A 26165-nucleotide genomic window follows, 5' to 3' on the forward strand; every position below is an offset into this window, starting at 1 on the left:
GGCGCTTCCAGCAAACCAGCCTTGATCCGTGAGAACGTTATGGAACCCGGAAACGCCCAGCTGTCGATGACGGTACTGATGACCCCCGACATGGCCAACTTCTCTGGCAATGTCCACGGCGGCACCCTGCTCAAATACCTCGACGAAGTGGCCTACGCCTGCGCGAGCCGTTATGCCGGCCGCTACGTGGTGACGCTGTCGGTGGATCAGGTGATTTTCCGCGAGCCTATCCATGTCGGCGAACTGGTGACTTTCCTCGCGTCGGTCAACTACACCGGCAATACCTCGATGGAAGTCGGCATCAAAGTGGTGACCGAGAACATCCGCGAGCGCTCGGTGCGCCACACCAATAGCTGCTTCTTCACCATGGTCGCGGTGGATGACCAGCGCAAACCGGCTGCGGTGCCGCCGCTGCAACCGCAGAACAGTGAAGACAAACGCCGCTACATGCAGGCTCAGCAGCGCCGGCAGATTCGCCAGGAGCTGGAAAAACGTTATCAGGAGATCAAGGGCGACGCCTGAGATTGGTAGCGATCTGATGAAAGCTTTCGCGAGCAGGCTCGCTCCCACATAGGATCGGTGGCGTACACAAAACCAAATGTGGGAGCGAGCCTGCTCGCGAATAAAGGCAACGCGGTCTTACAGACTGATCGCGGTCGCCTCGAATTTCACCCGCGGATGCGCAATCCGATCCTGCGCCCGCACCAGTTGCAGCTCATAACTGGCGCAGGCCTGAGTCTCCAGCAGCACTTCATGCACCGCCGCCGCCGTGAATTCGAATGCGGCAACCAAGCTGTCGCCCAGCAACACCCGCGCCAGAAACAGCCCGGACGTCAGATCGCCCACGCCCACCGGCTGACGCGGAAATGCCAGCATCGGGCGACGCAGATGCCAACTGCCCTCGGCGGTCACCAACAACATCTCAAAACCATCAGCCGGTTTACCCGGGTAATCCAGATGCTTGACCAGTACGGCTTTCGGCCCACGCGCCAACAGCGCCCGCGCCATCGCCAGGCAATCGAACAACGACTGCGGCTTGCGTCCGGAGAAGCTATCCAGCTCCAACTGATTCGGGCACATGAAGTCCGCCACGGCGGCCGCCTCGTCCAACAGAAAGTCGCTGACTTCGGCCGGCACACTGCAACCCTTCTCCGGATGACCCATCACGGGATCGCAGAGATACAAAGCCTTGGGATTGACCGCTTTGATGCGCGCCACGCCACTGAGAATCGCCCGGCCCTGCGCCGCGCTACCGAGATAGCCGGACAGTACCGCGTCGCAGTTGCCCAGCTCGCCGATGGCGGCGATACCGTCGATCAATTCGGGAATCTGCTGCGGCGGCAGCACTTCGCCCGCCCATTGGCCGTACTGCGTGTGGTTGGAAAACTGCACGGTGTTGAGTGGCCAGACATTCACCCCGACGCGCTGCATCGGAAAAACCGCAGCGCTGTTGCCGGCGTGGCCGAACACCACGTGGGACTGGATGGCGAGCAGATGAGGCGTACGTTTCATTCGGGGTTTTCCGTAAAACGATTGAAATTCAAGCCGCGCAGTATGCGACGAAACGCAGCCTGTACGACAGACCAGCGACGCAGTTAAGCTGACGCTATCTTTTGGAGTTCCTTGTTGATGCTGACCCTCGAAAACATCTTCGTGCTGATGCTGTTCGCCGCTGCCGGCACCTGGTTGTGGCACAACCATGGCTTGCGCGAGCGGGCGCTGGAGCGGGTCAAGCAGCACTGCCTGAACGTGCGTGTCGAGTTGCTCGACGGCAACGTTGCACTGAAGAAAATCGGTTTCATCAAGGACGCCAACGGGCGTCGACGCCTGGCGCGGGTGTACAACTTCGAGTTCACCGTGACCGGCGAGACCCGTCACAACGGCACCATCACCCAATTTGGCGCGCACAGTGCGCAGATCGAGCTGGCGCCTTACCCCGCTCCGTTCGACGATACGCCGCCGGTCGTCGAGGTGCACAAGCCACGGGCCGAGGTGATCGAGCTGAGTCAGTGGCGGCAGGAACACACCAAGTGGAAGCCGTGAATCAGCTCGCCTGAATCCGGCACTGCGCCAATCCGGCCTGTAATTCAGCGATATTCTGTGGATCGGCGAAGATCAGTTCGATCCGCGAGTCCCTGCGCCATTCACTGGTTTGCCAAACCAGCGCTGCATTATCCAGTGCATTGGCCGAGATCCAGCCATCGCTGCTGTGGATAACCATTTTTGCTCTGTTCCAGATCAGGCCTTTGAGCCAGTCGTGGAGGCGTTGTCGGTCGAAGGTCTGGCCCGGATGCCAGCGCCAACCGATGCTCCAGCCGCCCTCTTGGGCCTGACTCAGACAAATCGGCTGCGTCGGATCGTTCCAGATGGGCGGCAGTTGCGCCGTGCCGTTGGGCATGACCAGGTTATCCACAGCCGCCACCGCTTGAATTGCCAATCCCGGCAATTCACTCACTGATAGCTGCGCCTGCTGCGTCCAGATCTGCCTGACGGGCGGCAACTGACTGGATATTGTCTGTCGGGCCGCTTCATCGAGATTTTCAGCCTTGTTCAGCAACAGCAAACCGGCGCTGGCCAATGCCTGCTGTTGCGCTACCGGCAATGGTTTACCCGCCTGGAGTGCCTGGGCATCCAGCACCAACACACACGGCTGAACCGCGAGGACGCCCAGCCATGGCGCCTCGCTTAGTTGCTTGAGCAATTGCGCAGGATGGCCCAAACCGGACGGTTCTATAAACAGCCGATGCGGCCTGGCCTTGCGCAGCAAACGTCCAAGACCGATCTGAAACGGCGCACCATTCACGCAACATAAACAGCCCCCAGCCACTTCGCCCAGTGCGATACCATCGCCGTCGCGGGTCAGCAGCGCGGCATCGAGGCCGATCTGGCCGAACTCGTTGATCAACACCGCCCAGCGTTCATCCGCCGGCCGTTGCGCCATCAGTTGGCGAATCAGGCTGGTCTTGCCGGCGCCTAGCGGGCCTGCGATGACATGGGTAGGAATGTTCTGCAACATGGCTGGCGTTTGTCTGTGGAGAGTTTCTGAGGGGTCGAAGATGCGCTTAATCGGATGGTCGTTGCTGTTGCTGCTGGTGTCGAGCGAAGTCTTGGCTCAGGCCTGCGTGGTGCACAGCCAGAGCGAACGGCTCGACGTCAAAGTCTGCCAGCAGAACCGCAACATCCCGGAAAAACTGTTTAACGACGGCTTCTGTCAGCCAACGCTGGCCGGGCAAAAAGTCGACGTGCAGTACGTCGATCAATGCCCGAGCGGGGCATTCGGCGTGTGCAGCAACGCCCAAGTCGCCAATATGCCCTATCGTCAGGATATCCACTATTACGGCATTGCCACCGATGCAGCCTACTTGAAACCGTACTGCGAAAGTCAAAGCCAGGGCGCGTGGCTCAAACCTTGAAGCGCTAGCCGAGCCAGTCGAGGGTCAGCATCAACCGGCGCTCGTCGGGCGCCAGTTGCGGCGAGCGGTGGATCAGACCGAAACCTTCGTTGCCGTGCCACTTTTCGCCTTTCAATAGCGCCACTTCGCCACTCGTGAGTCGCTGAATCTGCCAGACCTCGTGCGGCTCGGCATTTGCCTGACCAAGCTGACGACGATCCATTTCGCCTTCCCTGAGCCATTCACTGCCAATGCCCGCGTAGGTGGTGATAAGTCGCACCGGTACATGATCGACGTGGAAACGCGGGCACATGGCTTTATCCAGCACGCGCAAGCGCAGGCCAATGCGTCGCGCGCCGAGCAGGCAGGCGAACGCGCCGACCAACCATTTCAAGTCAGCGATAAAGCCTTCGTAGCCCTCCAGATCGCGAAAGCCTGAAGCCAAACCGGTGAGGTCAGGATCGACGTCTTCGTCCGTGATATCCAGGTACAACGACTCTGCCAAGGGTTCGTTGAGCGACAGTAGCAAACTGGCAAACTCGGCAATGTGCAGCGGTAGCTGTCGCTGCCAGATGGCAAGGTTTACATCATCTTCAAGAATCCGTATCAGCGTTTTTGGCGTATTGCCTTGATACTGGTGGCGCGTCCGGTCCTGGAGCATTTTCAACGCGAGCATCAGGCCACCTCTGCGTGCCAAGGGCCGAACGGATCTGCCAGCAAACGCCAGCCTTCCACACCGAGCGCCATTTCCTCGTCGGTCAGCAGGCAATCATCAAGTTCGTCTGAGAGCTGTGGGAAGTTGATGTTCTGGCCAATAAACACCAGTTCCTGACGGCAGTCTCCTACGCTCGCCGTCCAGTTTTCCATAATCGCCACGGTGCTTTCCTGATCTTGCGGCCATTGGTCTTTAGGTACAAAGCGCCACCAACGCCCGGCAAAACCATGACGCATCAAACCACCGGCCTGCGACCAACTGCCGGCGTCATTCGGCTTGCTTGCCAGCCAGAAAAAACCTTTGGAGCGCAGCAATTTGCCGTTAAGCCATGGGCGGTCGATGAAGTTGAAGAAGCGTTGCGGATGAAAGGGTCGTCGTGCGCGGTAGGCGGTAGAGGCGATGCCGTATTCGTCGGTTTCCGGGACGTGCGCACCGCGCAACTCCTTCAGCCAACCCGGCGCTTGCGCGGCTCTTTCGAAGTCGAAACGACCGGTATTGATGATGCTCTCCAACGGCACTTCACCCATCACCATCGGGATGATTTCAGCCTGGGCGTTGAGGCGCTTGAGAATGGCGGTCAGTTCTTCACGCTCCCGCTGGCTGATCAAATCAATCTTGCTGATCAGCAGCACGTCAGCGAACTCGATTTGCTCGATCAACAAGTCGGTGATGGAGCGTTCGTCCTCTTCACCAAGAACTTCCCCGCGAGAGGCGAGGCTTTCCGCGGCCTGATAGTCGAGGAGGAAATTCACCCCGTCGACTACAGTGACCATGGTGTCCAGCCGGGCAATATCGGCGAGGCTTTGCCCTTGTTCATCACGGAAAGTGAAGGTCTCCGCGACGGGCAATGGCTCGGAGATGCCGGTGGATTCGATCAACAAGTAATCGAAACGGCCCTCTCGGGCGAGTTTGCTGACTTCTTCAAGCAAATCCTCGCGTAACGTACAGCAGATACAGCCGTTACTCATTTCCACGAGTTTCTCTTCTGCGCGGTTCAGGCTGACATCACGCTGAACTTCGCTGCCATCAATATTGATCTCGCTCATATCGTTAACGATGACTGCGACGCGCAGCCCTTGGCGATTACGTAGTACGTAATTCAAAAGTGTACTTTTTCCGGCGCCCAAAAATCCGGAAAGAACGGTCACAGGCAGTGCGGCTGACATTGGGTAATCCTCTTCAGGTAGCAGCCGATCTGCGCTTTTGCGTAGCGCTGGACGTTCTTGGGCTTCAAACAATGGATTCGCAGGAAGCTAAACGCTTGAAATCGGCCGAATCAGGCTCAGTTCAAATTGATGTTATAGTATAACAATATGAATTAGCCAGCCCCGCTCTTGCTCTTCACGACCAAGAGTCGGAAGCTGCGATCAATACGTCGCTCAGGAAATGTCATGAAAGAAGCGCTGAAATGCTCAATATTGAGCCTCGCGTTATTAACTGCCGCCAACGCTTGGGGACAAAATCCTGCGCTTGCCACCTGCACACGCAGCGCCAATCTGCTGGCCTGCATGGACGCCGATGGCAATGCCTACAGCGTCAACTCTGTTGGCAATACGCTTTACCTGCGTGGCTTCGAAAAGAACGGCCAAAGATATTGGGCACAAACCAACAGCCGCTTCGGTCAACTGACGTTCTTCACCGGTATCGCCTCCGACGGTGAAGCCTGGGTGGGCTACACCCGTCGGGTGGGTTGGACGACCATCAATCGCTTCTCCAGCTCGGGAGGCAGCAGCGCTAAATTTACCTGTAGCCGGATTACTGGCTGCTAAACCAGGCCTTTGTGTTGTTCCTGTTGCCAGGCCAGGAAGCTGTCGATCGGCGGATTTTTCTGAAAATAGCGCTGCAAACCTTCATATAACCCGTCCGCAATGGCTTGCTGATGCCTCTGGGTGACCAGTCGCTGACTATCGCGAGCATTGGAAATGAAGCCGGTTTCGACCAGGATAGATGGCACATCAGGCGACTTCAGCACAGCAAATCCTGCCTGCTCCACACGCTTCTGATGCAGCGTGGTAATCCCCGCCAGACTCTCCAGAATCGTGCTACCGAGTTGCAAGCTGGCAGCAATGGTGGCGTTCATCGACATGTCGAGAATGACGCCCGCAAGCATCGGATCCTTATCTTTGAGGTTGAGCAGACTGGTAGCGCCGAGCAGGTCTGCGCCGTTCTCGCGCTGCGCCATGAATCGCGCCGTCGCCGATGTCGCGCCACCTTCGGAGAGGCAGTAAACCGATGCGCCTGAGGCCGTCAGCCGTGGTGCTGCGTCAGCATGCACCGAGATAAACATGTCAGCCTTGTGCTGACGGGCAATCTCCACCCGCTTGCGCAAGGGCACGAAGAAGTCATCGTTGCGCACCAGTTTTACGTCAAAACCCTTCTCTTTTTTCAGGCGTCTGGCGAGTAATTGAGCGATGGAAAGCACGACATCCTTCTCACGCTCACCCTTGGCGCCAACTGCGCCGGGGTCTTTTCCGCCATGGCCTGGATCGACAACCACAATGATGTCGCGCTTTCGATGAGCCTTAATCGCGGGTGTTTCACGTGGAACCATTGCGACTGTTGACTCTCGTTTGGCGCTGACCAGGTCCAATACCAGCCGATGACCCTGCCCATCCTGAGGGGCCAGCAGGAAGCTGTTTAGTAGTACCGGAGCCTTCAGATCGAGAACGATACGGATATCGCCCCGCCCAATTTGCCCAGATCGAATCGAGCGAATCACCGTATCGCTGAGTGCCAGTTGACTCAGATCTCCATTCAGCGCGGCACCGCTCACATCAATAATCAGTCGCTCAGGGGCGCTGAGACTGAACGCTTTGTAGCGAACCGCTGCGCTTAAATCGAACACCAATCGAAGCTTTTCAGCGGAGCGCCAGATCCTCGCCTGACGGATTTGCGTAGCAGAAGCGGAGGCACCGATGGGTAAAGCGAAGGCCGCGCTGGCCAGAATCAGATTGAGCAAATGACGTCTGTGCATATGAAAGCCTGTTCATGAAAAAGGCATCGTGATTTGAATTGTTATAATGTAACATCCAATTCAATCAACACGACGGTCCCGTACATGAATTCTCTGACACTCCCGGATATCGCCGCGCAGTCCGCTCGCCAAGCCTTGCCACTCGAATGGGTGGGTATGCGCGGCATAGCTTTACCGGTGGTGTTGGATGGCCAACGCTTGAGCGCGAAGGCTGATGCAGGCGTGAGCCTTGATGATGGTGACGCGCGTGGCATTCATATGTCGCGCTTGTATCTGGCTCTGGAATCTCTCGAAAAAGAGAGCCTCTGCCCCGCTCTATTGCGTCGAGTACTTGAGCATTTCCTCGACAGCCACGACGGGTTATCCAGCAACGCGTATCTGAATATTCATACCGATTTGATGCTGAGAAGGCCGGCGATGGTCAGTCCTCTGGCTGGATGGAAGTCCTATCCTGCGATCATTTCAGCCAGCCTGAAAAAAGGATTGTTCCACGTGGAACTCAAAATCGAGGTGCCCTACTCCTCAACTTGCCCTTGCTCAGCAGCCTTGGCGAGACAATTGATCCAGCAACAATTCATTAACGATTTCGCCAACAAGCCTCTGCAACACGCCGAAATCCTCACTTGGCTAGGCTCGTCCCAAGGCATTGTTGCCACGCCACACAGCCAACGCAGTACCGCTCAACTGCACGTGCACCTCGACGAGTTCATAGATGAATTGCCGCTCAGTGCGATCATCAACGACGCTGAAGCAGCACTGGGCACCGCCGTACAAACAGCGGTGAAACGCGCAGACGAACAAGCCTTTGCCCTGGCCAATGGACAGAACCTGATGTTCTGCGAAGACGCCGCTCGCCGTTTGAATCTCGCTCTACGCCGCTCCCCGGGAGTCAGCGCATTCCACTTGCGCGTGATTCACGCCGAAAGCCTGCACGCCCATGACGCTGTTGCAGAAAGCACCTGGCGCCGAGAGCTAGCATGATTCGCTGCCAAGCCCTGAGCTGGGGCGCACCCGGCCAATCACTCACCTCGCCCCTGACCCTTGAGCTTGAAAGCGGCAGTCTGACGGCAATCATCGGGGCCAATGGTTGTGGCAAAAGCAGCCTGCTGAAAGTCATTGCCGGACTGCAAAAGCCCTTGGCAGGACAGGTCACCCTGAGTGTTCCACGTCAGAGTGGTGTGTCCTTCCTCCCGCAACAACAGCATCTGGATCGTCAGTTTCCGATCAGCCTCCAAGAGCTGGTTGCGGCGGGTTTCTGGGGGCGCCGACTTTCCACCCAGTTGCGCGCCCAACGTCTCGCGACGGCACTGGACGCCTGGCACCTGAATGGCCTCGACAATCGCCCGCTCATGGCCCTGTCCGGTGGTGAACTACAACGCGCCCTACTCGCGCGATTGAGCCTGACCGACTCCCCTGTGCTGCTACTCGACGAACCCCACGCTGCTCTCGATGAGCTGGGACAACAACTGCTTTGGCAACACATCCACGCCTGGCAGGCCGAAGGTAGAACGCTGGTTGTGGTGTGCCATGACCTCGCTGCCGTTCGCCAACACATCCCGAAAACGTTGCTGATCAAAAACCGGGACTGTGTTTATGGCTCGAGCGCAGAACTCATCCAGCAATCCCCGCACATGCAGGTGGCCTGATGCTCACCGTCGCTCTCTGGCAACCATTCAACGAGTTCGTCTTCATGCGCCGAGCATTGCTCGGCGGCCTGGTGCTGGCCTGCAGTACAGCACCGCTCGGTGTGTTCTTGATCCTGCGTCGCATGAGCCTGATCGGTGACGCCGTCGCCCACGGCATCCTTCCAGGCGCAGCGCTCGGATTCTGGTTCGCAGGTCTGAGTTTGCCGGCGCTGACACTCGGCGGTCTCGGTGCAGGTTTGAGCATGGCCGGCATCGCCGCATGGATCACCCGCCGTACCGGCCTGCGTGAAGACGCAAGCCTCGCCGCGATCTATCCCATATCGCTGGCCAGCGGCGTGTTGATTCTGGGTATCGCCGGTAAACGCCTCGACCTGCTGCACCTGTTGTTCGGCTCGGCATTGGCTGTCGACGGACCGACCCTCACCGGCATGTTGTGGGTCTCGGCCGTCAGCCTGATCGCCATGGTGTTGATCTACAAACCGTTGCTGCTCGACACCCTCGATCCACTGTTCCTGAGAACCGTCAGCCGCCTAGGCCCACTCGCCCACGGCGTATTCCTGACCCTGGTCGTACTGAATCTGGTGATCGGATTCCAGGCGATCGGCGCACTCATGGTCGTCGGACTGATGATGCTGCCCGCCGCGGCCTCACGTTTCTGGAGTCGACGCTTGCCGATCCTGATTGCCATCGCCGCCCTCCTCGGCTGCTTGTCGGTTTGGCTCGGTTTACTGCTGTCTTTCTATTACTCGCTACCCAGCGGCCCGGCCATCGTATTGGTCGCCGGCGCCGGTTATCTGCTGTCCGTGGTGTTCGGACCGGTACACGGTCTGCTGCGCCGCCCCCCGTTGCTCACATCCCAATGAGGTGTTTCCCGATGCGCGTTCTACTCGTGCTGTTCAGTCTGATGCTGTCGATGTCGTTGTCGGCGGCGGCGGCGGAGAAATTGCCGGTGGTCACCAGCTTCAGCATCCTCGCCGACATGGTTCATCAAGTCGGCGGTGAGCACATTCAGATCACCAATCTGGTCGGCCCGGACGCTGACGCGCACACCTACGAACCGACACCGGACGACGCCAAAGCGTTGCTCAAGGCCAAATTGATCATCAAGAACGGCTTGGGTTTTGAACCATGGCTTGATCGCCTGGTGAGCAGCGCCGACACCCAAGCCGCAGTCATCAGTGCCACCCATGGTGTGATTCCACGTTCGCTGGATGAGGACGGCGAAACCGTTCCCGATCCGCACGCCTGGCACAATCTGGCCAACGCCGAGTTGTACATCGCCAACATCACCAAGGCGCTGATTGCGGCCGACCCGACGAACAAAGCGGACTATGAGCGCAACAGCCAAACCTATTTGAAGCAGATCTACGCCCTGCTCGACGAAGCCAAGGGCAAGCTCGGTTCGCTACCGCCGGGCAATCGCAAGATCGTTACCAGCCACGACGCCTTCGGTTACCTCGGTCAGGCGTATGGCATCGACTTCATGGCCCCGCAAGGATTGTCCACCGAACGTGAGCCGTCGGCGGCAGAAGTGGCGGCGCTGATTACCCAGATCCGCCAGGCCAAAGTCAAAGCGGTGTTCATGGAGAACATCAAGGACGCGCGATTGCTCAAGCAGATCGCCGACGAGAGCGGCGCGCACATTGGTGGCACTCTCTACTCCGATGCCCTGGCTGCCAGCGGGCCAGCCAGCACGTTCACCGGACTGTTCGAATACAACCTCAACACCCTCTACGACGCGCTGAGCCAACCATGATCCGCAAGAACCCTTCAGGCGATCTGCCGCAAATTGCCGAGTCGGCCTACGTCGACAAAACCGCGATCATCTGCGGCAAAGTAGTGATCGGTGAGAACGTCTTCGTCGGACCGTACGCGGTGATCCGCGCCGACGAAGTCGATGCGTCCGGCGAAATGGAGCCGATCACCATCGGCGCCAATTCAAACATTCAGGACGGCGTGGTCATTCACTCCAAGTCCGGCGCGGCGGTGACCATTGGCCAATACACGTCCATCGCTCATCGCTCGATCGTGCATGGTCCCTGCGTGGTCGGCGACCGCGTGTTCATCGGCTTCAACAGCGTGTTGTTCAATTGCGTGGTCGGCAACGGCTGTGTGGTGCGTCACAACTCGGTGGTCGACGGGCGCGACTTGCCGGATGCGTTCTATGTGCCCTCCACTACTCGCATTGGCCCTAACACCGACCTCTCGTTATTCCCGCCGGTGAGTGTGAGTGCCTCGGAGTTTTCCGAAGACGTGGCGCGCACCAACGTCGATCTGGTGCGCGGCTACAAAGCCTTGCAGAACGAGTTCTGAATCATGAGCAGTGTGCTGATCCGCAACGCACGGCTGGTCAACGAGGGACGGGAGTTCGACAGCGATCTGCTGGTCAGCAACGGTCGCATCGTCAAGATTGCCCGCAGTATCGAAGGCGAGAACGCCACCGTGGAAATTGATGCCAGCGGCCAATGGCTGCTGCCGGGCATGATCGATGATCAGGTGCATTTCCGCGAACCCGGCGCGCCGGCCAAGGGCAGCATTCACACCGAATCGCGCGCGGCAGTCGCCGGTGGCATCACCAGTTTCATGGACATGCCCAACACCCACCCGGCGACCCTCACCCTCGAAGCATTGGCCGACAAGAAGCGTCGGGCGGCAATCAGTTCGGTGGCCAATTACGGCTTTCACTTCGGTGTCAGCCAGAACAACCTCGACACCGTGGCCGCGCTCAATCCTTGCGAAGTGGCCGGGGTCAAAGTGTTCATGGGCGCCTCGACCGGCAACATGCTGGTGGATGACCCGCAGATTCTTGAACGACTGTTCGCCGACGTGCCGACGATTCTGTTGGCCCACTGCGAGCACACGCCGAGCATCAACGCCAATGCGGCCAGCCTGCGAGAACGCTTCGGTGAGCATCTGCCGCCAGAGGCTCATGCGCTGATTCGCAATGCCGAAACCTGCTATCGCTCCTCTTCGCTGGCCGTGGATCTCGCCAGACGCCATGGCACCCGTTTGCATGTTTTGCACCTGACCACCGCTTGCGAACTGGCACTCTTTGAAGATAAACCGCTGGCACAAAAACGCATCACCGCGGAAGTTTGCCTGCACCATTTATTGTTCGATGATCGCGACTATCCAGATCTCGGCAACCTGATCAAATGCAATCCGGCGATCAAGACTCAGGCCGACCGCGATGCCTTGCGTGAGGCACTCCTGAGCAATCGACTGGACGTGATCGGCAGTGATCACGCGCCGCACACCTGGGCCGAAAAGCAGCGACCTTACGCCGATGCACCTTCGGGTTTGCCATTGGTACAGCATGCGCTGCCGGCATTACTGGAACTGGTGGCGGATGGCGTGTTGCCGATGACTACGCTGGTAGCGAAGACCAGCCACCGCGTCGCGGACCTGTTTGCCATTCCCGATCGAGGTTATTTGCGTGAGGGGTATTGGGCAGATCTGGTGTTGATTCAACCGCAGATGCTGGAGGTGTCTCGACAGCCGATACTGTCGCAGTGCGGCTGGACACCGTTTGCCGGTCGAAGCTTTCGGCATCGGGTGAGCACGACGTTGGTGTCGGGGCAGATCGCCTGGCACGAGGGTCGCGTGAATGATGGGTGTCGAGGGTTGCCGCTGCGATTCATGCGCTGAGTAATCTTCGCCAGATACCCAACTCTGTAGCATTCGAGTGAAACGAGGCTGCGATCTTTTGATCCGGATTCTTGAAATCAAAAGATCGCAGCGTGCCGCAGCTCCTACAGGGGCAGCTTTTAAGCTCTCGGTTTGACGGTGCCGCAATCCTGACCCAGCCACACCGCGCGGGTTTCCAGGCTGCCCTTCTGATTGATGCCGATCGCATTGAACGTACCGTTGGCAACGGTGGTGAATTCGCGATCACTGAGGAACGTAGCCACACCCGTACCCTGCGCTTTCGGGCAGCTGAAACGGAACTTCCATTGGTTGCCGTTACGCTCGGTGATCTGCTGTTTGCAGCCCGATTGCGGATCGGCCAGCGGAATATCGTTAGTCGCCACTTGCTCAGGCGTCAGGCAAGCGCGGATACCCTTGCCGCCGATATTGATGCCGTTCTTCTCCAGCGCCGCCCGCTGTTGCGGTGTCATCTGGCCCTGAAGCTGGCCAAGGATCGATTGCACATCCATCGGCTGATCATCGACTTTCACATTGCTTGAGGTCATTTCCCACAGACCCGGCTGCAGCATTTGCGCCTGCGCAATCACCGGCAATGCCAAACCCAGGCCCAGCGCCAAACCCAGCAGACGAACGTTCATCGAGTAACTCCTGATCAGTAGTGGCCGTTAGACGTCGGCCGATTGCTTCGGTTCATGCACCAATTAAATAGCGACATTCGCCACAGAACATGGTCTGTTAAGGCATTGAATCTTGCGGAGCAAGGCTGCCCCATGGATTATTTCGGACCGCACATTTTCGGTTATTTGATCGCCCTGATACACACCTTAGGCTTGATCGCCGCGATTCACGCAGTGCTGACGGTGCGCACGGCCCAAGGCTCGATCGCCTGGGCATTGTCGCTGATCTTCATTCCTTACCTGACGCTAATTCCTTACCTGGTGTTCGGCCGCAGCACCTTCGATGGTTACATCAAGGCGCGCCGCCAGGCCAACGAACAAATGCGTCAGGCCATCTCCGAGCTGAACTGGCGCCCCTGGGTGGAAGAAGCGCTGACCGCCCGCGCCTCGAATGCCTACGCATCGCTGCGCGCCATGCCGAAACTGGGGCGCATGCCGTGTCTGGCGAATAACGAAGTTCGTTTGCTGGTCAACGGCACGGCAACGTTCGAGGCAATCTTCCACGCTATCGACCAAGCGAAGGAAGCGGTGCTGATCCAGTTTTTCATCATTCACGATGATCGTCTCGGCCAGCGCCTGCGTGATTTGTTGCTGAAGAAAGCCGCCGAAGGTGTGGCCATTCATTTGCTCTACGACCGCATTGGCAGTCACGCCCTGCCCCACAGTTATGTGCAGGCGCTACGCGATGGCGGCGTCGAGGTCAAAGCGTTCGCCACGCGCAGCGGTTGGCTCAATCGCTTTCAGGTCAACTTCCGCAATCACCGCAAGATCGTCGTGGTCGATGGCGTGCTCGGATTTGTCGGCGGGCACAACGTCGGTGATGAATACCTTGGCGAGAAACCACCGCTGGCGCCGTGGCGCGATACGCATGTGCAAGTGCGCGGCCCGGTGGTGGCGTGCATGCAAGAATCGTTTGCCGAAGACTGGTTCTGGGCCGCCCGTGCCCTACCCCCGCTGATTTTGCCGGATGAATACCCGGATGACGGCGTGCTCTGCCAACTGCTCGCGAGTGGTCCGGCAGATGCCTACGAAACCTGTTCGCTGTTCTTCGTCGAGGCTATTCACGCAGCGACGGAGCGCGTATGGATCACCAGCCCCTACTTCATTCCTGATGAAGCCGTGTTCGCCGCTTTGCGCCTCGCGGTGTTGCGCGGCGTCGATGTGCGTTTGCTGCTGCCGTCGCGTCCTGATCACCGCATCGTCTACGCCGCATCCAGCCTTTACGCCTTCGAAGCAGTTCGTGCCGGCGTGCGGGTGTTCCGTTACGAGCCCGGTTTTCTGCATCAGAAAGTGGTGTTGATCGACAGCGAAATCAGCGCCATCGGCAGTGCCAATCTGGACAACCGCTCGTTCCGGCTGAATTTCGAAGTAATGTTGCTGACCGTCGACAGCGCCTTCGCCGCCACAGTGGAGAACATGCTCATCGCGGACTTCGAGCAATCCTACGAGATCGCCAAAGAAGAAAGCCGGGAGATCCACCGCCTGCAACAACTCGGCATGCGGATCGCCCGGCTGATTTCACCGATTCTTTGACAGCCCCCTCTCCAAGAGGAAAGGCAACAGCGGGTATCAAGGGTGATAGATGTCGTCGCGAGTCCATGGCAGTTCATGGCTGCCATCGGCGTGCGCTTTCACTGCAAGGATCTGGTGCAGATTGATCCAGCCACGGGCGAACGCGTAAGCGCAACCGGCGAGGTATAGGCGCCAGATCCGTAGCGCCTGATCGGGCACCAGTTTCCCGGCGGCTTCCAGGTTGTCTTCCAGTCGCTCGCTCCAATGGTCCAGCGTCCGCGCGTAGTGCAGACGCAGACTTTCGACGTCGACAATCTCCAGCCCTGCTTCACTGATCTCCGCCGAGATCATCGCCAGATGCGGCAACTCACCGTTGGGGAACACGTATTTCTCGATGAAATCGCCGGCTCCGCGACCCACCGGACGGCCATCAGTGTGTTTGGCGGTGATACCGTGGTTCATCACCAGACCGCCCTCTTTCACTGCACCGAACAGGGTTTTGCAGTATTCGGCGAGGTTGGCGTGACCGACGTGTTCGAACATGCCGACGCTGACTACTTTATCGAATCGACCGTCCTGCGGCAGATCGCGGTAGTCGAGCAATTGCAGTTCGACCTGGTCTTCCAGGCCTTCGGCTTTGACACGTTCGCGCGCCAGCTCCAGCTGTTCCTTACTCAGGGTGATGCCGAACACCTTGGCGCCGAATTCCCGCGCAGCATAACGTGCCAGTCCGCCCCAACCGCAACCGACATCCAGCAGATAGTCACCGGGCTGCAAACGCAGCTTGCGACACAGGTGACGGAACTTGGCTTGCTGCGCCTGTTCCAGCGTTTCGCTGCCAGTCTCGAAATAGGCACAGGAATACGCCATATCGCTGTCCAGCCAGAGCTGGTAGAACGCGTTAGACAAGTCGTAGTGGTAGGAAATGGCTTTGGCGTCGGTTTCCTTGTCGTGCACCGAACGCACAGGCTGACTGTCGTCATCTTCGCCCAGTAAGGCATTACTCAGTTCGTCGCAGACCCGGATGACCTCGCTGATCGAGCCCTCCAGTTCGAGTTTGCCTTCAACGAACGCCGCCCCTAATGCGTCCAGGCTTGGATGGGTGAACTGGGTGACCATCTGCGGGTCCTTGACCACGATGGTGACGCTGGGCGTCGGCCCCAGATTGAATTCATGGCCGTCCCAGAGTCGCAAGCGAAGCGGAAGCTGCAGATTCTGTAAGGCCGGTGGAAGTTGCGCGAGCATGGAAAATCCCCCTTGTTTCAGACGTCAGATCTGAGGGTAGACCATCCTGAAAAAATAGCAGGCTATCGATTTGATTAGCCGAAACTATCGTTGCAGACGCTCCAGCAAACCATCCTGCACCCACTGTTTCAGCCAGGTAACCGCTTGAAGTGGCGCGTCCTCACCATAAGTGACTGCCAAATTTGCGCACAGTTCGGCGAAGCTCCAGCCTTCATTGAGCAGGCCATTCAGCGCAGCTGCTTCAGCCGAATCAAGACTGCGGTAATTGCAAATAAGCTCGTGGCGCCAGATCAGGCAGGCGTTAGGTGTATCGAGCGCCGCACTGGCAGGGAAATCAGTGTCCTCCTTGACCGAGCGCCACAGCGCGAGACTGTTGAAGCGGCACTCAAGCCACTGCAAAGAAGGTATCGGTTTGAACTGCAGCTCTGGCCATTCTTCCGGGGCCAGCGTCGCCATGTTTTCAATCGTCAGCGGTTCACCCGCCGGCGCATCAAAGGCCAGGGTGAATGCCCACTCCAGCGCGGCCATTTCGGCCAGCGGCGCACTCTGTTCGGGCACCAGATACTCGCGAATAAAACCTTCAAATCCCTTGCCCAGCCAACGCAGGCTGTAGTGCGCCGACGGGTATTGGCGAAGGTAGGACGTAGCGAGCAGGTCAAACTCCTCGTCGCCCATCCACTGCCAGATCACCTCGAAGTCGTTGCGCAGCACCTCCAGCAAACGCGCCTTGTAGGCGTTGTGATAGATCGCAAGGCCCGTACCGATATCCAGTGTCGGGCCACCGATCAGGCTCCCTTCCAATCTCAGGTTCGCTGTTGCCGCTTCATCGAGGAGAAATGTTTCGAACGCCAATTGCCATTCTCTCAGGCGCATTGCTGCCTCCCGGCCAAGGCCTTGGTGCCTAGCTCACGAGCCTTTTGCAATTCATCAAGGAGTTCTTCGAAGGGCGGGAAATGATCGTCCCGCTCCAGCAACGTGGCCACCGGGCCGAAGTGTTCCAGCGTGCGTTGGTATAACGCCCAGACGGGGTCACTGACAGGATGGTCGTGGGTGTCGATCACGTAATCCCCGTAATCGCTGTGCCCGGCCAGATGCAGTTGGCGGACTTTATCGACAGGCAGGCTCTGAATGAAGGTCCACGGATCGAAGCCGTGGTTACGCGAACTGACATAGACGTTGTTCACGTCCAGCAGCAACTCGCAGCCGCTCACACGACTCAACAAGGCGAGAAACTCCCACTCGGTGAAATCGTCCGAAGCCGCACGGACGTAACTGGAGACGTTCTCCAGGACCAGCGGGCGCTGCAAAATGTCCTGAACCTGCATCACCCGTCCGGCGATGTATTCGAGGCTTTCTTCGGTGTAGGGCAACGGTAGCAAATCATGCAATTGGTGGGCGTTACCGCGGCTCCAGCACAAGTGATCGGAGATCCACGCGGGCCTGACCCGTTCGGCCAGTTGCTTGAGTTGTTTTAGATATTCGACGTCCAGAGCATGCGGGCCGCCGATGGACAGCGACACACCATGCATCACCAGCGGATAACGCTCGGCGACGGCATCGAGGTGATACAGGGCCTTACCGCCCTGCACCATGAAATTCTCCGAGACCACTTCGAACCAGTCCACGTTGGGCTGCTGTTCGAGGATCTGCTGGTAGTAAGCGCTGCGCAATCCCAGGCCGTAGCCGAGAAAAGGAACTGAGGTGGACATGAGCGAACTCCTGATAAAAAGTGGCCGCAGTGGCGTGAGCCACTGCGGCGGCACTTGCCGGTCAGTTATTCGCCGACCTTGCCACCTTCTTTTTCGCAAGCCGCTTGAGTCATCGCTTTGAAACCCATACCTTTGCAGGAGCCCTGGCCTTTGCACGCATGGTCTTTGGTTTTGCAGTCGTTCTGGCCTTTGCAGGCGTTCACGCCGTAGCAGTGAACGTTGGCATCAGCAGCCATCGCGTTGGTTGCGACACCGGCAAACATGGTAGCGGCGGCCAAAGCGAGGGCGGCACCGGCAGCAGCGGTCTTGATAGTCATTTTTATATCCTCGGTCATCGTCAGGGGGTGTCGGCTGGAAGTTTGTTCAGTCCCGACATGGCACTAGAGAGAGCAGCCTCGACGGCGTTACAGACGATCGAAAAATATTTTCAACTTTCTTCCTTGAGCTTGAGCAGCGGTTCTTGAAAGCGCAGTAATCGCCCGGCATTGCCCAACACCAACAGCGTACTGAGGTTATGCAGCAACGCGGCAATCATCGCCCCGGCGGCCCCCAGCCAGCCGAACGCGGCGAACACCACAATGGCCAGCGTCCAGCCCAGGCCGATGATCACGTTGACCTGCAATGTCCTGCGGCACTGACGACTCAGCCGCACGCAGGTGCCGAGCCGGCGCAGATCACTGCCGATCAGCACGATGTCCGCCGACGCCAGTGCGATGTCTGCACCGCCCGCCCCCATCGCGACGCCAACCACACCTGCCTTGAGCGCGAGCGAATCGTTGATACCGTCGCCAACCACCATCGGCCGGAAGCCGTTGTCGATTTCCTTGAGCACGCGATTGAGTTTGTCTTCGGGCAAGGCCTGGGCTTCGACCTCGTGCAAGCCGACCTCTCTGGCCAGAGCCTGCGCCACACTGTGCCGGTCGCCCGTGAGCAGCAGTTGCCGTCCAAGGCCCAGTTCACGCAATTCAGCGAGGGCAAATCGGGCTTCCGGTTTGACGCTGTCAGCCAGCAACAGCCATGCGAGAAATTCGCCCTTCAGCGACAGCCCGGCGATGGGGCCGTCGTGATCAGGAACCGTGGTCGTGGTGATACCCAGTTGCGCAAACAACTCGGGGCGACCAAGGGCCGCTTCGCCCTGCCCGGTGAACGCCACGACGCCAAGCCCCTGCCGCTCATGGATATCGCTTAGCGACACATAGTCCTCCTGGCGCACCAACCCGGCGAGTGCGCGGCTGACCGGGTGACTGCTTGCCGCGCCGAGACTGGCAGCCAGCGCCATCACCGAGGACGCATCCGCGCAAGGGCTGTTGATCGACTGCAAACGCAAGGTGCCGAAAGTCAGGGTGCCGGTCTTGTCGACCACCAGCGAGGTAAGGTCGGCCAGCTCTTCGAGGAAGGCCGAACTGCGGATCAGGATCCCGTGACGCGCCGCCACCGCGACACCGGCAATCGCCGTGGCCGGAGCCGACAACACCAAGGCGCAAGGACACGCCGCCACCAACACCGCGAGCATCGCTTGCGCATCGTTGGTGACAAACCAGGTCACTGCCGCCAGCAGCAACACCAGCACCATGTAACTGCCGGCATAGCGTTCGAGCAGTCGAGTGATGGGCGGTTTTGAACGCTCGGCGTTTTGCATCAGCGCGATGACTTTACCGAGTGTCGACTCATCGCCAGTACGGGTCACTTCGATATGCAGCAGTCCGTCGAGATTGAGCGCACCGCCGAACACCGTCATGCCGACGCCTGCTTCTACGGGCACGGATTCGCCAGTAATCGAAGCGGTATCGAGACTCGCCTGCCCGGATAACACCCGACCGTCTGCCGGGACACGATCACCCGCGCGCACCTCAACCGTGTCGCCCGGTTTGAGCGTGCCGTTGTCGACTTCGATGATCGAGCCGTCAGCCTGAATCTTGCGCGCGTGACTGCGGGTCAATTGGCCGAGGGCGTGAATCGCTTCCTGCGAACCAATGACGCTACGCTCTTCCAGCACATGGCCGAAGATCATGATGATCGGCAGTAGCGCGGCGGTCAGCAGATCGCCTGTCGCCCACGCCCCGAGCATCGCCAGGGCAATCAGTTGATCGGTAATGCCATGCAGGCTCGGGTAACGCAGGCTGTACCACGCCGAGCGCATCACCGGTACGGCGACTAATAAAGAAGCAAAACCGAGCAGCAACTGGCTGACACCGGTTTGTGCCGGCAGCAGCCAACGCCAGATCAGACCCAGGCCGAGCAACCCGAGTGCGAGCATCGCCAACGTCAGTTGTCTGGCTGCGCGCCGTTGTTCGGCCGAAGACAACAGACTCGGTGCAGCGGTGGTCGCGCTCATTTACTGGCTCCCTGAATGATCAGGCGGGAATCGTCTTTCGGATCGACCGTGGTCACCGACCCAGCCTGGCCGAGGATTTTCGGCATGCGCTCGCGGTACAGACGCAGGAGCATTTGCGGGTCGGTGCCTTGTTGTTGAGCCTTGGCCAGACTCAGAACCGTGGCGGTATCGGCTGACGCCTTGGCCAGTCGTTCACCGGCTTGAGCGTGGGCGACTTGCAGCGTGCGGTCGGCTTGCTCGTTGGCGGACTGGGTGAGTTTCTCGGCATCGGTGCGGGCATTGGCCACGGCTTTGTCGGCCTGCTGACTGGCGGTCAGCACTGCGTTGAATGCACTGACGGCGGGATCGGGCAGACTCGATTGCACATCGACCCGCGCCACTTCGATGCCGATGCCCTGCCCGCTCGCCTTGAGTTCAGCCAGGCGTTTATTGATGCCTTGCACCAGATCACCCCGCAGGCGTTCACGGCGTTCGGCGGCCTGATTGTCAGCGCCAATGAGTTCCGGTCGAGCAACCAGAATGGTGTCCAGATCCCGTGCGGCGGTCAGTGCCACGGCGCTGCGAGTGACCAGCCGATCCAGCGCCGGCAGCACATGATCGCCCTGCAGCACGAAGTCATACGGATCGGTGACTTTGTAAAACACCCGCACATCCAGTTGCACCACACCGGCATCACCGGTCAATAAATAACCAGATCCGGCTAGTGCATCGCTGATCGGTGTAGCGAACGAGGCAACTCGGTCGGCCTTCAACGCCTCATCGCTGCGCAACAGATTCTCCACCCGCCGCTCAATCACTCGATCCGCCGCTGGCAGCAGAATTACTTGCTCGAATGGCTGCGGCCAAGCCAACAGCAACCCGGCATTCTGGATGCGATCCAGCGCGCCAAAGTGCAAGACCACCGCACGATTCTGCGGATCGATCTGCCGCACATTGGAGAACGCCCACGCCAATGCGGCCAACACAGTCACCGCGTACAAGGCAAAAAACGCCAAGCGTCCAGCCTGAATCCAGGGACTGTTCAGCGCATGTGTTCCACGTGGAACTTCTTCACTCATGGCTGCGATCCGAGCTTGGTGTCTAGACTCGGCGGGCCATCGACTAGCACACGGAACGGCGCGGCATCGGTGCGCAGTATCAGTTTGGTGTCTGGAGAAACGATGGTGCCGAGGGTATCCAGCGAACGCAGCAGGTTGTAGAGCTGCGGCGAACCGGCATAGGCGCGTCCGTAGATCTGCGCCGCTTCGACGCGGGATTGCGCTTCGATGTCGGCGGCCTTCACTGTTGCGTCAGCCTGAACGATTCGCGCATCACGTTCGGCGGCAGAACGGATTTGTGCCGCTTCGCGTTTGCCAATAGCGGTGCGTTCGGTGGCGATGGTTTCACGCTCGGCGCGCATGCGATCGACCGTGGCGGTGAGGGTCACCGAGGGTAAAGTCAGTCGTTCAATACCGACTTGCACCACACGAACACCATAAGTGGCGAGCAGTTGCTGATCGATCTGCTGGCGCAACTGCGCCTCGAAGTCGGCGATACGTACCTGACTGGCATCGGTGTTCACCAGATTCGCCAGATCAAAACTGCTCGCGGTGGTTTCCAGAGCCGAGCCGACAAACGTGCGAATCTGCCGCGCCGCCTCGTCCGGCTGGTTCTGAACGGCGCGCATGAAGCGTTGCACATTGTCCGGATCGCCCTGCACCTGCCACGCCACATAGGCCTGAACGATGATGCGCAGACCGTCGCGGGTGCCGACATCCTGCAAGCCACTGGAAGTCGTGCGCAGACGCAGGTCCACCGGAATCGCCGCTTCGAACGGTGCCGGCCAGCGCCAGCTCAGACCCGGGTCGAGCAACACCCGCGAGGGATTACCGAAACGCGTGATGACCGTGGCCTCGCCGGAGCGCACTTGCACCAGACTCGCCGCAGCGATGGCGAAAGCCACCAGCAACGCCGCCCAGCCCATGCGTCGCCACGGGAATGGGCCCGCCACTTCCTGCGCGCCGTGGTGGTGATGACCGTGATGATGGTGATGCCCGCCATGGCTGTGATCGTGGCCGCTGTGGTCATGATGATCGTGTGTATGCGACTGGCTCAATGGGCGACTCCTGGTTGAGCGGTGGTACGCGCGGGCGTCGGGTCAGCCGGCAACGTGAACGAGCGCAGGTCGATGGTCGGTGCGTTGCTACTGCCGCCCAGTCGATGGTCGAGTACCAGCAATTTGGCTTTGCTCAGGCCTTGGCTGAGTTGACTGAGGTATTGCTCCAGCACAAACGCCTGGCCGGCACTGGCGTAAGCTTTTTGTTCGGCGCTGAATTTCAAGTCCGCGGCCTGCGCGGCGGCGCTGATTTCGCGGGCGTTGGCGCTGGCCTGATCGCGGGCCAGGCTGGCCTGCAACTGCGCCTGATTACTCGCCTCTGCCGCTGCACCGCGTTCACGCGAGATCAACGCCTGTGCACCAATCTGCGCGGCTTGCACGCTGTGATAAGCGTTGGCGGCGCCGGCTGGCGGATGAATTGCCTCGACGACCGTGGCGAGAATCTCCACACCGCTGTCGAGCTTTTGCAGATCGCTTTGTACGGCGCGGCCGATGTCTTCTGCCAGCCCTGCACGGTCCTCGCCGAGCAATCCGTCGAGAGTGCGCGAGGCGAAATCGTGTACCAGAATCCGGCTCGCGGTGCTGCGGATCAGCGTCGGCACATCGGCGCTGTTGTAGGTTGCCGCCAGCGCAGCTTGATCGCTCAGACCAATGCGATAGACGAAACGCACGTCCATGTTGACGATCTGAAAGCTCTGCTGCTCGCCACGGCTGCTGGCGATGACCTGGGATTTATCGTTGACATGGCTGGCGTCCCACAAACGGTTGGCCGTGAACGGCGCCGGTCCTTCGGCCGGTTCGGATTGAACAACCGCCGGCGTTTCGCCAACACTGGTCGCCAATTCATGCACCACACCGTTTTCAACGCTCAATACCCGCCCCAACGGCCACGGTAAACCTGCGTGCAAGCCGGGGCCGAAGACCTGCACCGGTTTGCCGAAACGCTCATAGATGCCCCGGCCTTGCAGGGGAATTTCGTGGAGGCCGGTCAATGCCCAGCCAACCACTGCGACCAATGACAACACTGGCAGAAATGCCTTGCGCATGTAGCTGAACGCCCAGATCTGGCGCAGATCGATGCCAAAACGGTTATGCAATTCGTGCTGCAACACAAGCAAGGGTTGCGGCGGCCAGCGCAGCATGTCGGCGACAAAACTGCGCGCCAGCAAGGTCGGTTCAAGCTGATCACGACGAGGGCTGAACAGCGACAGAACGGCGCGCAATAGCAACTCGATCGCGACCAATCCAGGCAAGATTCCCACCAGTACTGCCAGGCGAACCGGCCACAACGACTGCTCACTGGCGAACAATAAACACAGCGCGCCCAGCACCAGACTGATAATTGCCACTCGCGTCAGTTGGGCCAATGAAGCAGCTTCGGGCCATTGCGCCGGATTTTCCTGAGCCAGTTGCCGTTCCAGCACCAACAGACCGAACGCCAACAGCAAGGCGAATGCCGCGCCCACCGTGGCGGACACGCCTACAGCGGCGGCCGGCAAGGCGAGGTTCCACACCTGCTCGATACTGAGCACCACTATCAGAGCCCAACCGCCCAGCCACAACGTCGCCGCGCCGATCAGGCCGAGCAGATGCACGCTGCGCCGACTCAGACGATCAAGCAGCCGCTCATACCAGCCATCCGGCGCGAGCGACTCATCAACCGCAAGCGGTAGCGACACCAGCGGACTCATCACCCGGGCTCGCCATTGCGTCACCCACCACGCCGATTGCAGCCCGGCCACCAACACCAGCAACGCCGCCCCCTGATTGACCAGCAGCGGCAGCCATAATGATTGCGGCGCAAACAACCCGACAAAAAACGCCAGCCCCCACCCTGCCCCGGCCAGACTGCCAAGGCCAATCGCCAGACGGCGTAAGCGGCGGCCTTGCGTCGCTGCCTGCTGAAAACGCGGCAGGCCGGTCACTTGCGTGCCATCAACCTCCAGATCGACTTGCATATCACCCCAAGCTCATTGGCCCACTCTTCTAATCGTTACGATATAACGAAAAGCGTGAAATATTCGTACACAATTGCGCTTATTCAAAGACGCCCAACCTGTCGCTTGCCTGAAGCCTTGACCGAAATGTCCGGAAACGCACATATTACGTTCGTAATTTTAATCGACGACTACTTTTAGCGATCCGCATCCCTCAACCAGGAGTAAGCGCATGAGCAACTATGACGTAGTGATTCTGGGCGGCGGCCCCGGTGGCTATAACGCGGCGATCCGCGCCGGCCAGTTGGGCCTCAAGGCTGCCTGCGTGGAAGGTCGCGCCACCCTTGGCGGCACCTGCCTGAACGTCGGTTGCATGCCGTCCAAAGCTTTGTTGCACGCATCCGAGCTATACGACGCGGCCATGGGTGCGGAATTCGCCAACCTCGGCATCGAAGTCAAACCGACGCTGAACCTCGCGCAAATGATGAAGCAGAAAGACGAGAGCGTGGCCGGCCTGACCAAAGGCATCGAGTTTCTGTTTCGCAAGAACAAGGTCGACTGGATCAAGGGCTGGGGTCACATCGATGGACCGGGCAAAGTCACGGTCACTGGCGATCAGGGCAGCAAGATCGAGCTGACCGCCAAGGACATCATTATCGCCACCGGCTCCGAGCCCACGCCCCTGCCGGGGGTCGAGATCGACAACAAGCGCATCCTCGATTCAACCGGTGCGCTGTCACTGAGCGAAGTGCCCAAACATCTGGTGGTGATCGGTGCCGGCGTGATCGGCCTCGAACTCGGTTCGGTGTGGCGCAGGTTAGGTGCGCAAGTCACGGTGGTCGAGTACCTCGATCGCATCTGTCCGGGTGTCGATGGCGAGGCCGGAAAAACCTTGCAGCGCTCGCTGAGCAAACAAGGCATCGCCTTCAAATTGAATTCGAAAGTCACCAGCGCCACCACCTCGGCCAACGGTGTGCAGCTCAGCGTCGAACCGGTAGCGGGCGGCGCAGCAGAATTGCTGGAAGCCGACTACGTGCTGGTGGCCATCGGTCGCCGCCCGTATACCCAAGGCCTGGGCCTGGAAAACGTCGGCCTGAGCACCGACAAACGCGGCATGCTCGCCAACAAACAGCACCGCACCGAAGCCCCGGGCGTCTGGGTGATTGGCGACGTAACCTCGGGGCCGATGCTCGCCCACAAGGCCGAAGACGAAGCGATGGCCTGCGTTGAGCAAATCCACGGCAAGGCGGGAGAGGTCAATTACGACTTGATCCCCAACGTGATCTACACCAAACCGGAGCTGGCCAGTGTCGGCAAGACTGAAGAGCAGCTCAAGGCTGAGGGTCGCGCCTATAAAGTCGGCAAGTTTCCGTTCACCGCCAACAGCCGGGCGAAGATCAACCACGAGACCGAAGGTTTTGCCAAAGTCATCGCCGACGAGCGCACGGACGAAGTGCTCGGCGTGCACCTGGTCGGCCCGAGCGTGAGTGAAATGATCGGCGAGTTTTGTGTGGCGATGGAGTTCAGCGCTTCGGCCGAAGACATCGCCCTGACCTGCCATCCGCACCCGACACGTTCCGAAGCGTTGCGCCAGGCAGCGATGAATGTCGAGGGGATGGCGACGCAGATGTAACGATCAAAAGATCGCAGCCTTCGGCAACTCCTACAGGGTTACGCATTCCCTGCCGAAGGCTGCGAACTTGGCTTTTCAGGCAGGCAGATGTCCCAGCGGCAAGGCTCCCGGGGTCTTAACGGTGTGAATCGCGAAGTTGCTGCGGATGTCACTTACCCCCGGCAGCTTCAACAGGCAGCCGCTGAGAAAACGGTCATACGCGCGCAGATCCGGCACCACCACCTGCAGCAGAAAGTCCGACTCTCCGGATACCAGAAACGCTGAAATCACCTCCGGCAATGCGGTGACTGCCCGGTAGAAGGCCTCTGCCTGCTCATCGTTATGCCGCTCGACCTTGACCCCGACAAACACCGTCAGCCCCAACCCCACTTCATCGCGATCCAGATTGGCCTGATAGCCGCGAATCACCCCGGCCTCTTCCAGCATCCGCACCCGCCGCAGGCAGGGCGAAGCCGACAAGCCGATCTCGTCTGCCAGCTCGACATTGCTCAAGCGTCCGTCCCGTTGCAACGCGGCGAGAATCTTGCGATCAAAAGCGTCAAGTTTCATCTTTGGCAGATCCTGATGGTGTAAGCCCGAAAAGAACGCAGGTTATGCCAAATGTGCAAGCTTTTGAAGCTGACTACGCAAGCACCTGCCCCGCCCTT

General features: G+C 59.3%; 27 protein-coding genes. 12 read left to right on the forward strand and 15 right to left on the reverse strand.

Annotated features, from left to right (window positions below; translation table 11 throughout):
- The first annotated feature begins 39 nt into the window (after positions 1–39).
- Entirely contained in the window at positions 40–522 is a 483-nt protein-coding gene (locus tag ACIOWE_RS14765; protein WP_003229693.1) for an acyl-CoA thioesterase, read from the forward strand.
- A gap of 117 nt (positions 523–639) precedes the next feature.
- Here the strand turns inward: ACIOWE_RS14765 and pdxY are convergent, their stop codons facing one another.
- A complete protein-coding gene (gene pdxY / locus ACIOWE_RS14770) occupies positions 640–1512 on the reverse strand; it encodes a pyridoxal kinase PdxY (RefSeq protein ID WP_401392535.1) in 873 nt (290 codons plus the stop codon).
- Positions 1513–1629: 117 nt separating this feature from the next.
- Between pdxY and ACIOWE_RS14775 the strand changes: the two genes are divergently transcribed.
- On the forward strand, positions 1630–2043 hold the full coding sequence (locus ACIOWE_RS14775) for a DUF3301 domain-containing protein (RefSeq protein WP_401392538.1): 414 nt from the start codon (positions 1630–1632) through the stop codon (positions 2041–2043).
- Position 2044: 1 nt separating this feature from the next.
- On the opposite strand, the gene ACIOWE_RS14780 is transcribed toward ACIOWE_RS14775, so the two are convergent.
- Positions 2045–3016 carry a CobW family GTP-binding protein gene (locus ACIOWE_RS14780; protein ID WP_401392541.1) on the reverse strand — a complete coding sequence of 324 codons (972 nt, stop codon included), beginning with the start codon at positions 3014–3016 and terminating at the stop codon, positions 2045–2047.
- A 40-nt stretch (positions 3017–3056) separates the two neighbouring features.
- On the opposite strand from ACIOWE_RS14780, the gene ACIOWE_RS14785 reads away from it, so the two are divergent.
- Complete coding sequence (locus tag ACIOWE_RS14785) at positions 3057–3413, forward strand: NADH:ubiquinone oxidoreductase (protein WP_401392544.1); 357 nt, start codon at positions 3057–3059, stop codon at positions 3411–3413.
- 4 nt (positions 3414–3417) lie between these two features.
- Here ACIOWE_RS14785 and ACIOWE_RS14790 read toward each other — a convergent pair whose 3' ends face one another.
- The gene (locus ACIOWE_RS14790) at positions 3418–4068 is read right to left on the reverse strand and encodes a DUF1826 domain-containing protein (protein ID WP_401392547.1); all 651 of its coding nucleotides are present in this window, start codon (positions 4066–4068) and stop codon (positions 3418–3420) included.
- Positions 4068–5273, reverse strand: a complete 1206-nt coding sequence (zigA, locus tag ACIOWE_RS14795; protein WP_401392549.1) for a zinc metallochaperone GTPase ZigA — start codon at positions 5271–5273, stop codon at positions 4068–4070. The genes ACIOWE_RS14790 and zigA overlap by 1 nt, the downstream gene beginning before the upstream one ends.
- A gap of 225 nt (positions 5274–5498) precedes the next feature.
- Here zigA and ACIOWE_RS14800 point away from each other — a divergent pair, with 225 nt between their 5' ends.
- Positions 5499–5876 carry a glutamine synthetase gene (locus ACIOWE_RS14800; RefSeq protein WP_401392551.1) on the forward strand — a complete coding sequence of 126 codons (378 nt, stop codon included), beginning with the start codon at positions 5499–5501 and terminating at the stop codon, positions 5874–5876.
- On the opposite strand, the gene ACIOWE_RS14805 is transcribed toward ACIOWE_RS14800, so the two are convergent.
- Entirely contained in the window at positions 5873–7081 is a 1209-nt protein-coding gene (locus ACIOWE_RS14805) for an N-acetylmuramoyl-L-alanine amidase (RefSeq protein ID WP_401392553.1), read from the reverse strand. The two genes, ACIOWE_RS14800 and ACIOWE_RS14805, sit on opposite strands and share 4 nt — an antisense overlap.
- Before the next feature lie 84 nt (positions 7082–7165).
- Here ACIOWE_RS14805 and folE2 point away from each other — a divergent pair, with 84 nt between their 5' ends.
- The 6 genes from folE2 to ACIOWE_RS14835 are packed head-to-tail and all read left to right on the forward strand — an operon-like array spanning position 7166 to position 12375.
- Complete coding sequence (folE2, locus tag ACIOWE_RS14810; protein WP_401392657.1) at positions 7166–8062, forward strand: GTP cyclohydrolase FolE2; 897 nt, start codon at positions 7166–7168, stop codon at positions 8060–8062.
- On the forward strand, positions 8059–8727 hold the full coding sequence (locus ACIOWE_RS14815) for a metal ABC transporter ATP-binding protein (protein ID WP_401392555.1): 669 nt from the start codon (positions 8059–8061) through the stop codon (positions 8725–8727). The genes folE2 and ACIOWE_RS14815 overlap by 4 nt, the downstream gene beginning before the upstream one ends.
- Positions 8727–9590, forward strand: coding sequence for a metal ABC transporter permease (locus ACIOWE_RS14820; RefSeq protein ID WP_401392558.1), 864 nt, complete (start codon positions 8727–8729; stop codon positions 9588–9590). Before ACIOWE_RS14815 ends, ACIOWE_RS14820 begins: the two co-directional genes overlap by 1 nt.
- Positions 9591–9601: 11 nt before the next feature.
- Positions 9602–10483, forward strand: coding sequence for a metal ABC transporter substrate-binding protein (locus tag ACIOWE_RS14825; protein WP_401392561.1), 882 nt, complete (start codon positions 9602–9604; stop codon positions 10481–10483).
- A complete protein-coding gene (locus tag ACIOWE_RS14830) occupies positions 10480–11040 on the forward strand; it encodes a carbonate dehydratase (protein WP_401392564.1) in 561 nt (186 codons plus the stop codon). The genes ACIOWE_RS14825 and ACIOWE_RS14830 overlap by 4 nt, the downstream gene beginning before the upstream one ends.
- Positions 11041–11043: 3 nt before the next feature.
- The gene (locus ACIOWE_RS14835; protein ID WP_401392567.1) at positions 11044–12375 is read left to right on the forward strand and encodes a dihydroorotase; all 1332 of its coding nucleotides are present in this window, start codon (positions 11044–11046) and stop codon (positions 12373–12375) included.
- 119 nt (positions 12376–12494) lie between these two features.
- On the opposite strand, the gene ACIOWE_RS14840 is transcribed toward ACIOWE_RS14835, so the two are convergent.
- Positions 12495–13013 (reverse strand): DUF3617 domain-containing protein, encoded by a 519-nt coding sequence (locus ACIOWE_RS14840; protein WP_401392570.1) that lies wholly within the window; start codon positions 13011–13013, stop codon positions 12495–12497.
- Positions 13014–13145: 132 nt separating this feature from the next.
- Between ACIOWE_RS14840 and cls the strand changes: the two genes are divergently transcribed.
- The gene (gene cls / locus ACIOWE_RS14845; protein WP_401392572.1) at positions 13146–14585 is read left to right on the forward strand and encodes a cardiolipin synthase; all 1440 of its coding nucleotides are present in this window, start codon (positions 13146–13148) and stop codon (positions 14583–14585) included.
- A gap of 36 nt (positions 14586–14621) precedes the next feature.
- On the opposite strand, the gene cfaB is transcribed toward cls, so the two are convergent.
- The 8 genes from cfaB to hflK (ACIOWE_RS14885) all read right to left on the reverse strand — a co-directional run bounded on the left by cfaB (position 14622) and on the right by hflK (ACIOWE_RS14885) (position 23906).
- The gene (gene cfaB / locus ACIOWE_RS14850; RefSeq protein ID WP_401392575.1) at positions 14622–15809 is read right to left on the reverse strand and encodes a C17 cyclopropane fatty acid synthase CfaB; all 1188 of its coding nucleotides are present in this window, start codon (positions 15807–15809) and stop codon (positions 14622–14624) included.
- 84 nt (positions 15810–15893) lie between these two features.
- Positions 15894–16682, reverse strand: a complete 789-nt coding sequence (locus ACIOWE_RS14855) for a putative DNA-binding domain-containing protein (RefSeq protein WP_401392578.1) — start codon at positions 16680–16682, stop codon at positions 15894–15896.
- A complete protein-coding gene (locus ACIOWE_RS14860; protein WP_401392580.1) occupies positions 16673–17518 on the reverse strand; it encodes a DUF692 domain-containing protein in 846 nt (281 codons plus the stop codon). The genes ACIOWE_RS14855 and ACIOWE_RS14860 overlap by 10 nt, the downstream gene beginning before the upstream one ends.
- Before the next feature lie 65 nt (positions 17519–17583).
- Positions 17584–17835, reverse strand: coding sequence for a hypothetical protein (locus tag ACIOWE_RS14865; protein ID WP_401392583.1), 252 nt, complete (start codon positions 17833–17835; stop codon positions 17584–17586).
- 110 nt (positions 17836–17945) lie between these two features.
- A complete protein-coding gene (locus ACIOWE_RS14870) occupies positions 17946–19853 on the reverse strand; it encodes a heavy metal translocating P-type ATPase (RefSeq protein ID WP_401392586.1) in 1908 nt (635 codons plus the stop codon).
- The gene (gene hflK, locus ACIOWE_RS14875; RefSeq protein ID WP_201236216.1) at positions 19850–20911 is read right to left on the reverse strand and encodes a protease modulator HflK; all 1062 of its coding nucleotides are present in this window, start codon (positions 20909–20911) and stop codon (positions 19850–19852) included. Before hflK (ACIOWE_RS14875) ends, ACIOWE_RS14870 begins: the two co-directional genes overlap by 4 nt.
- A complete protein-coding gene (gene hflC / locus ACIOWE_RS14880; protein WP_401392589.1) occupies positions 20908–21948 on the reverse strand; it encodes a protease modulator HflC in 1041 nt (346 codons plus the stop codon). The genes hflK (ACIOWE_RS14875) and hflC overlap by 4 nt, the downstream gene beginning before the upstream one ends.
- Positions 21945–23906, reverse strand: coding sequence for a protease modulator HflK (gene hflK, locus ACIOWE_RS14885; protein WP_401392592.1), 1962 nt, complete (start codon positions 23904–23906; stop codon positions 21945–21947). The genes hflC and hflK (ACIOWE_RS14885) overlap by 4 nt, the downstream gene beginning before the upstream one ends.
- A gap of 211 nt (positions 23907–24117) precedes the next feature.
- Here hflK (ACIOWE_RS14885) and lpdA point away from each other — a divergent pair, with 211 nt between their 5' ends.
- Entirely contained in the window at positions 24118–25518 is a 1401-nt protein-coding gene (lpdA, locus tag ACIOWE_RS14890; protein WP_401392594.1) for a dihydrolipoyl dehydrogenase, read from the forward strand.
- A gap of 75 nt (positions 25519–25593) precedes the next feature.
- Here lpdA and ACIOWE_RS14895 read toward each other — a convergent pair whose 3' ends face one another.
- On the reverse strand, positions 25594–26067 hold the full coding sequence (locus ACIOWE_RS14895; protein WP_103302808.1) for an Lrp/AsnC family transcriptional regulator: 474 nt from the start codon (positions 26065–26067) through the stop codon (positions 25594–25596).
- Positions 26068–26165: the final 98 nt, after the last annotated feature.

Origin of the sequence: Pseudomonas sp. NPDC087598 (genome assembly GCF_044743525.1) — a bacterium.
Lineage (GTDB): Bacteria > Pseudomonadota > Gammaproteobacteria > Pseudomonadales > Pseudomonadaceae > Aquipseudomonas.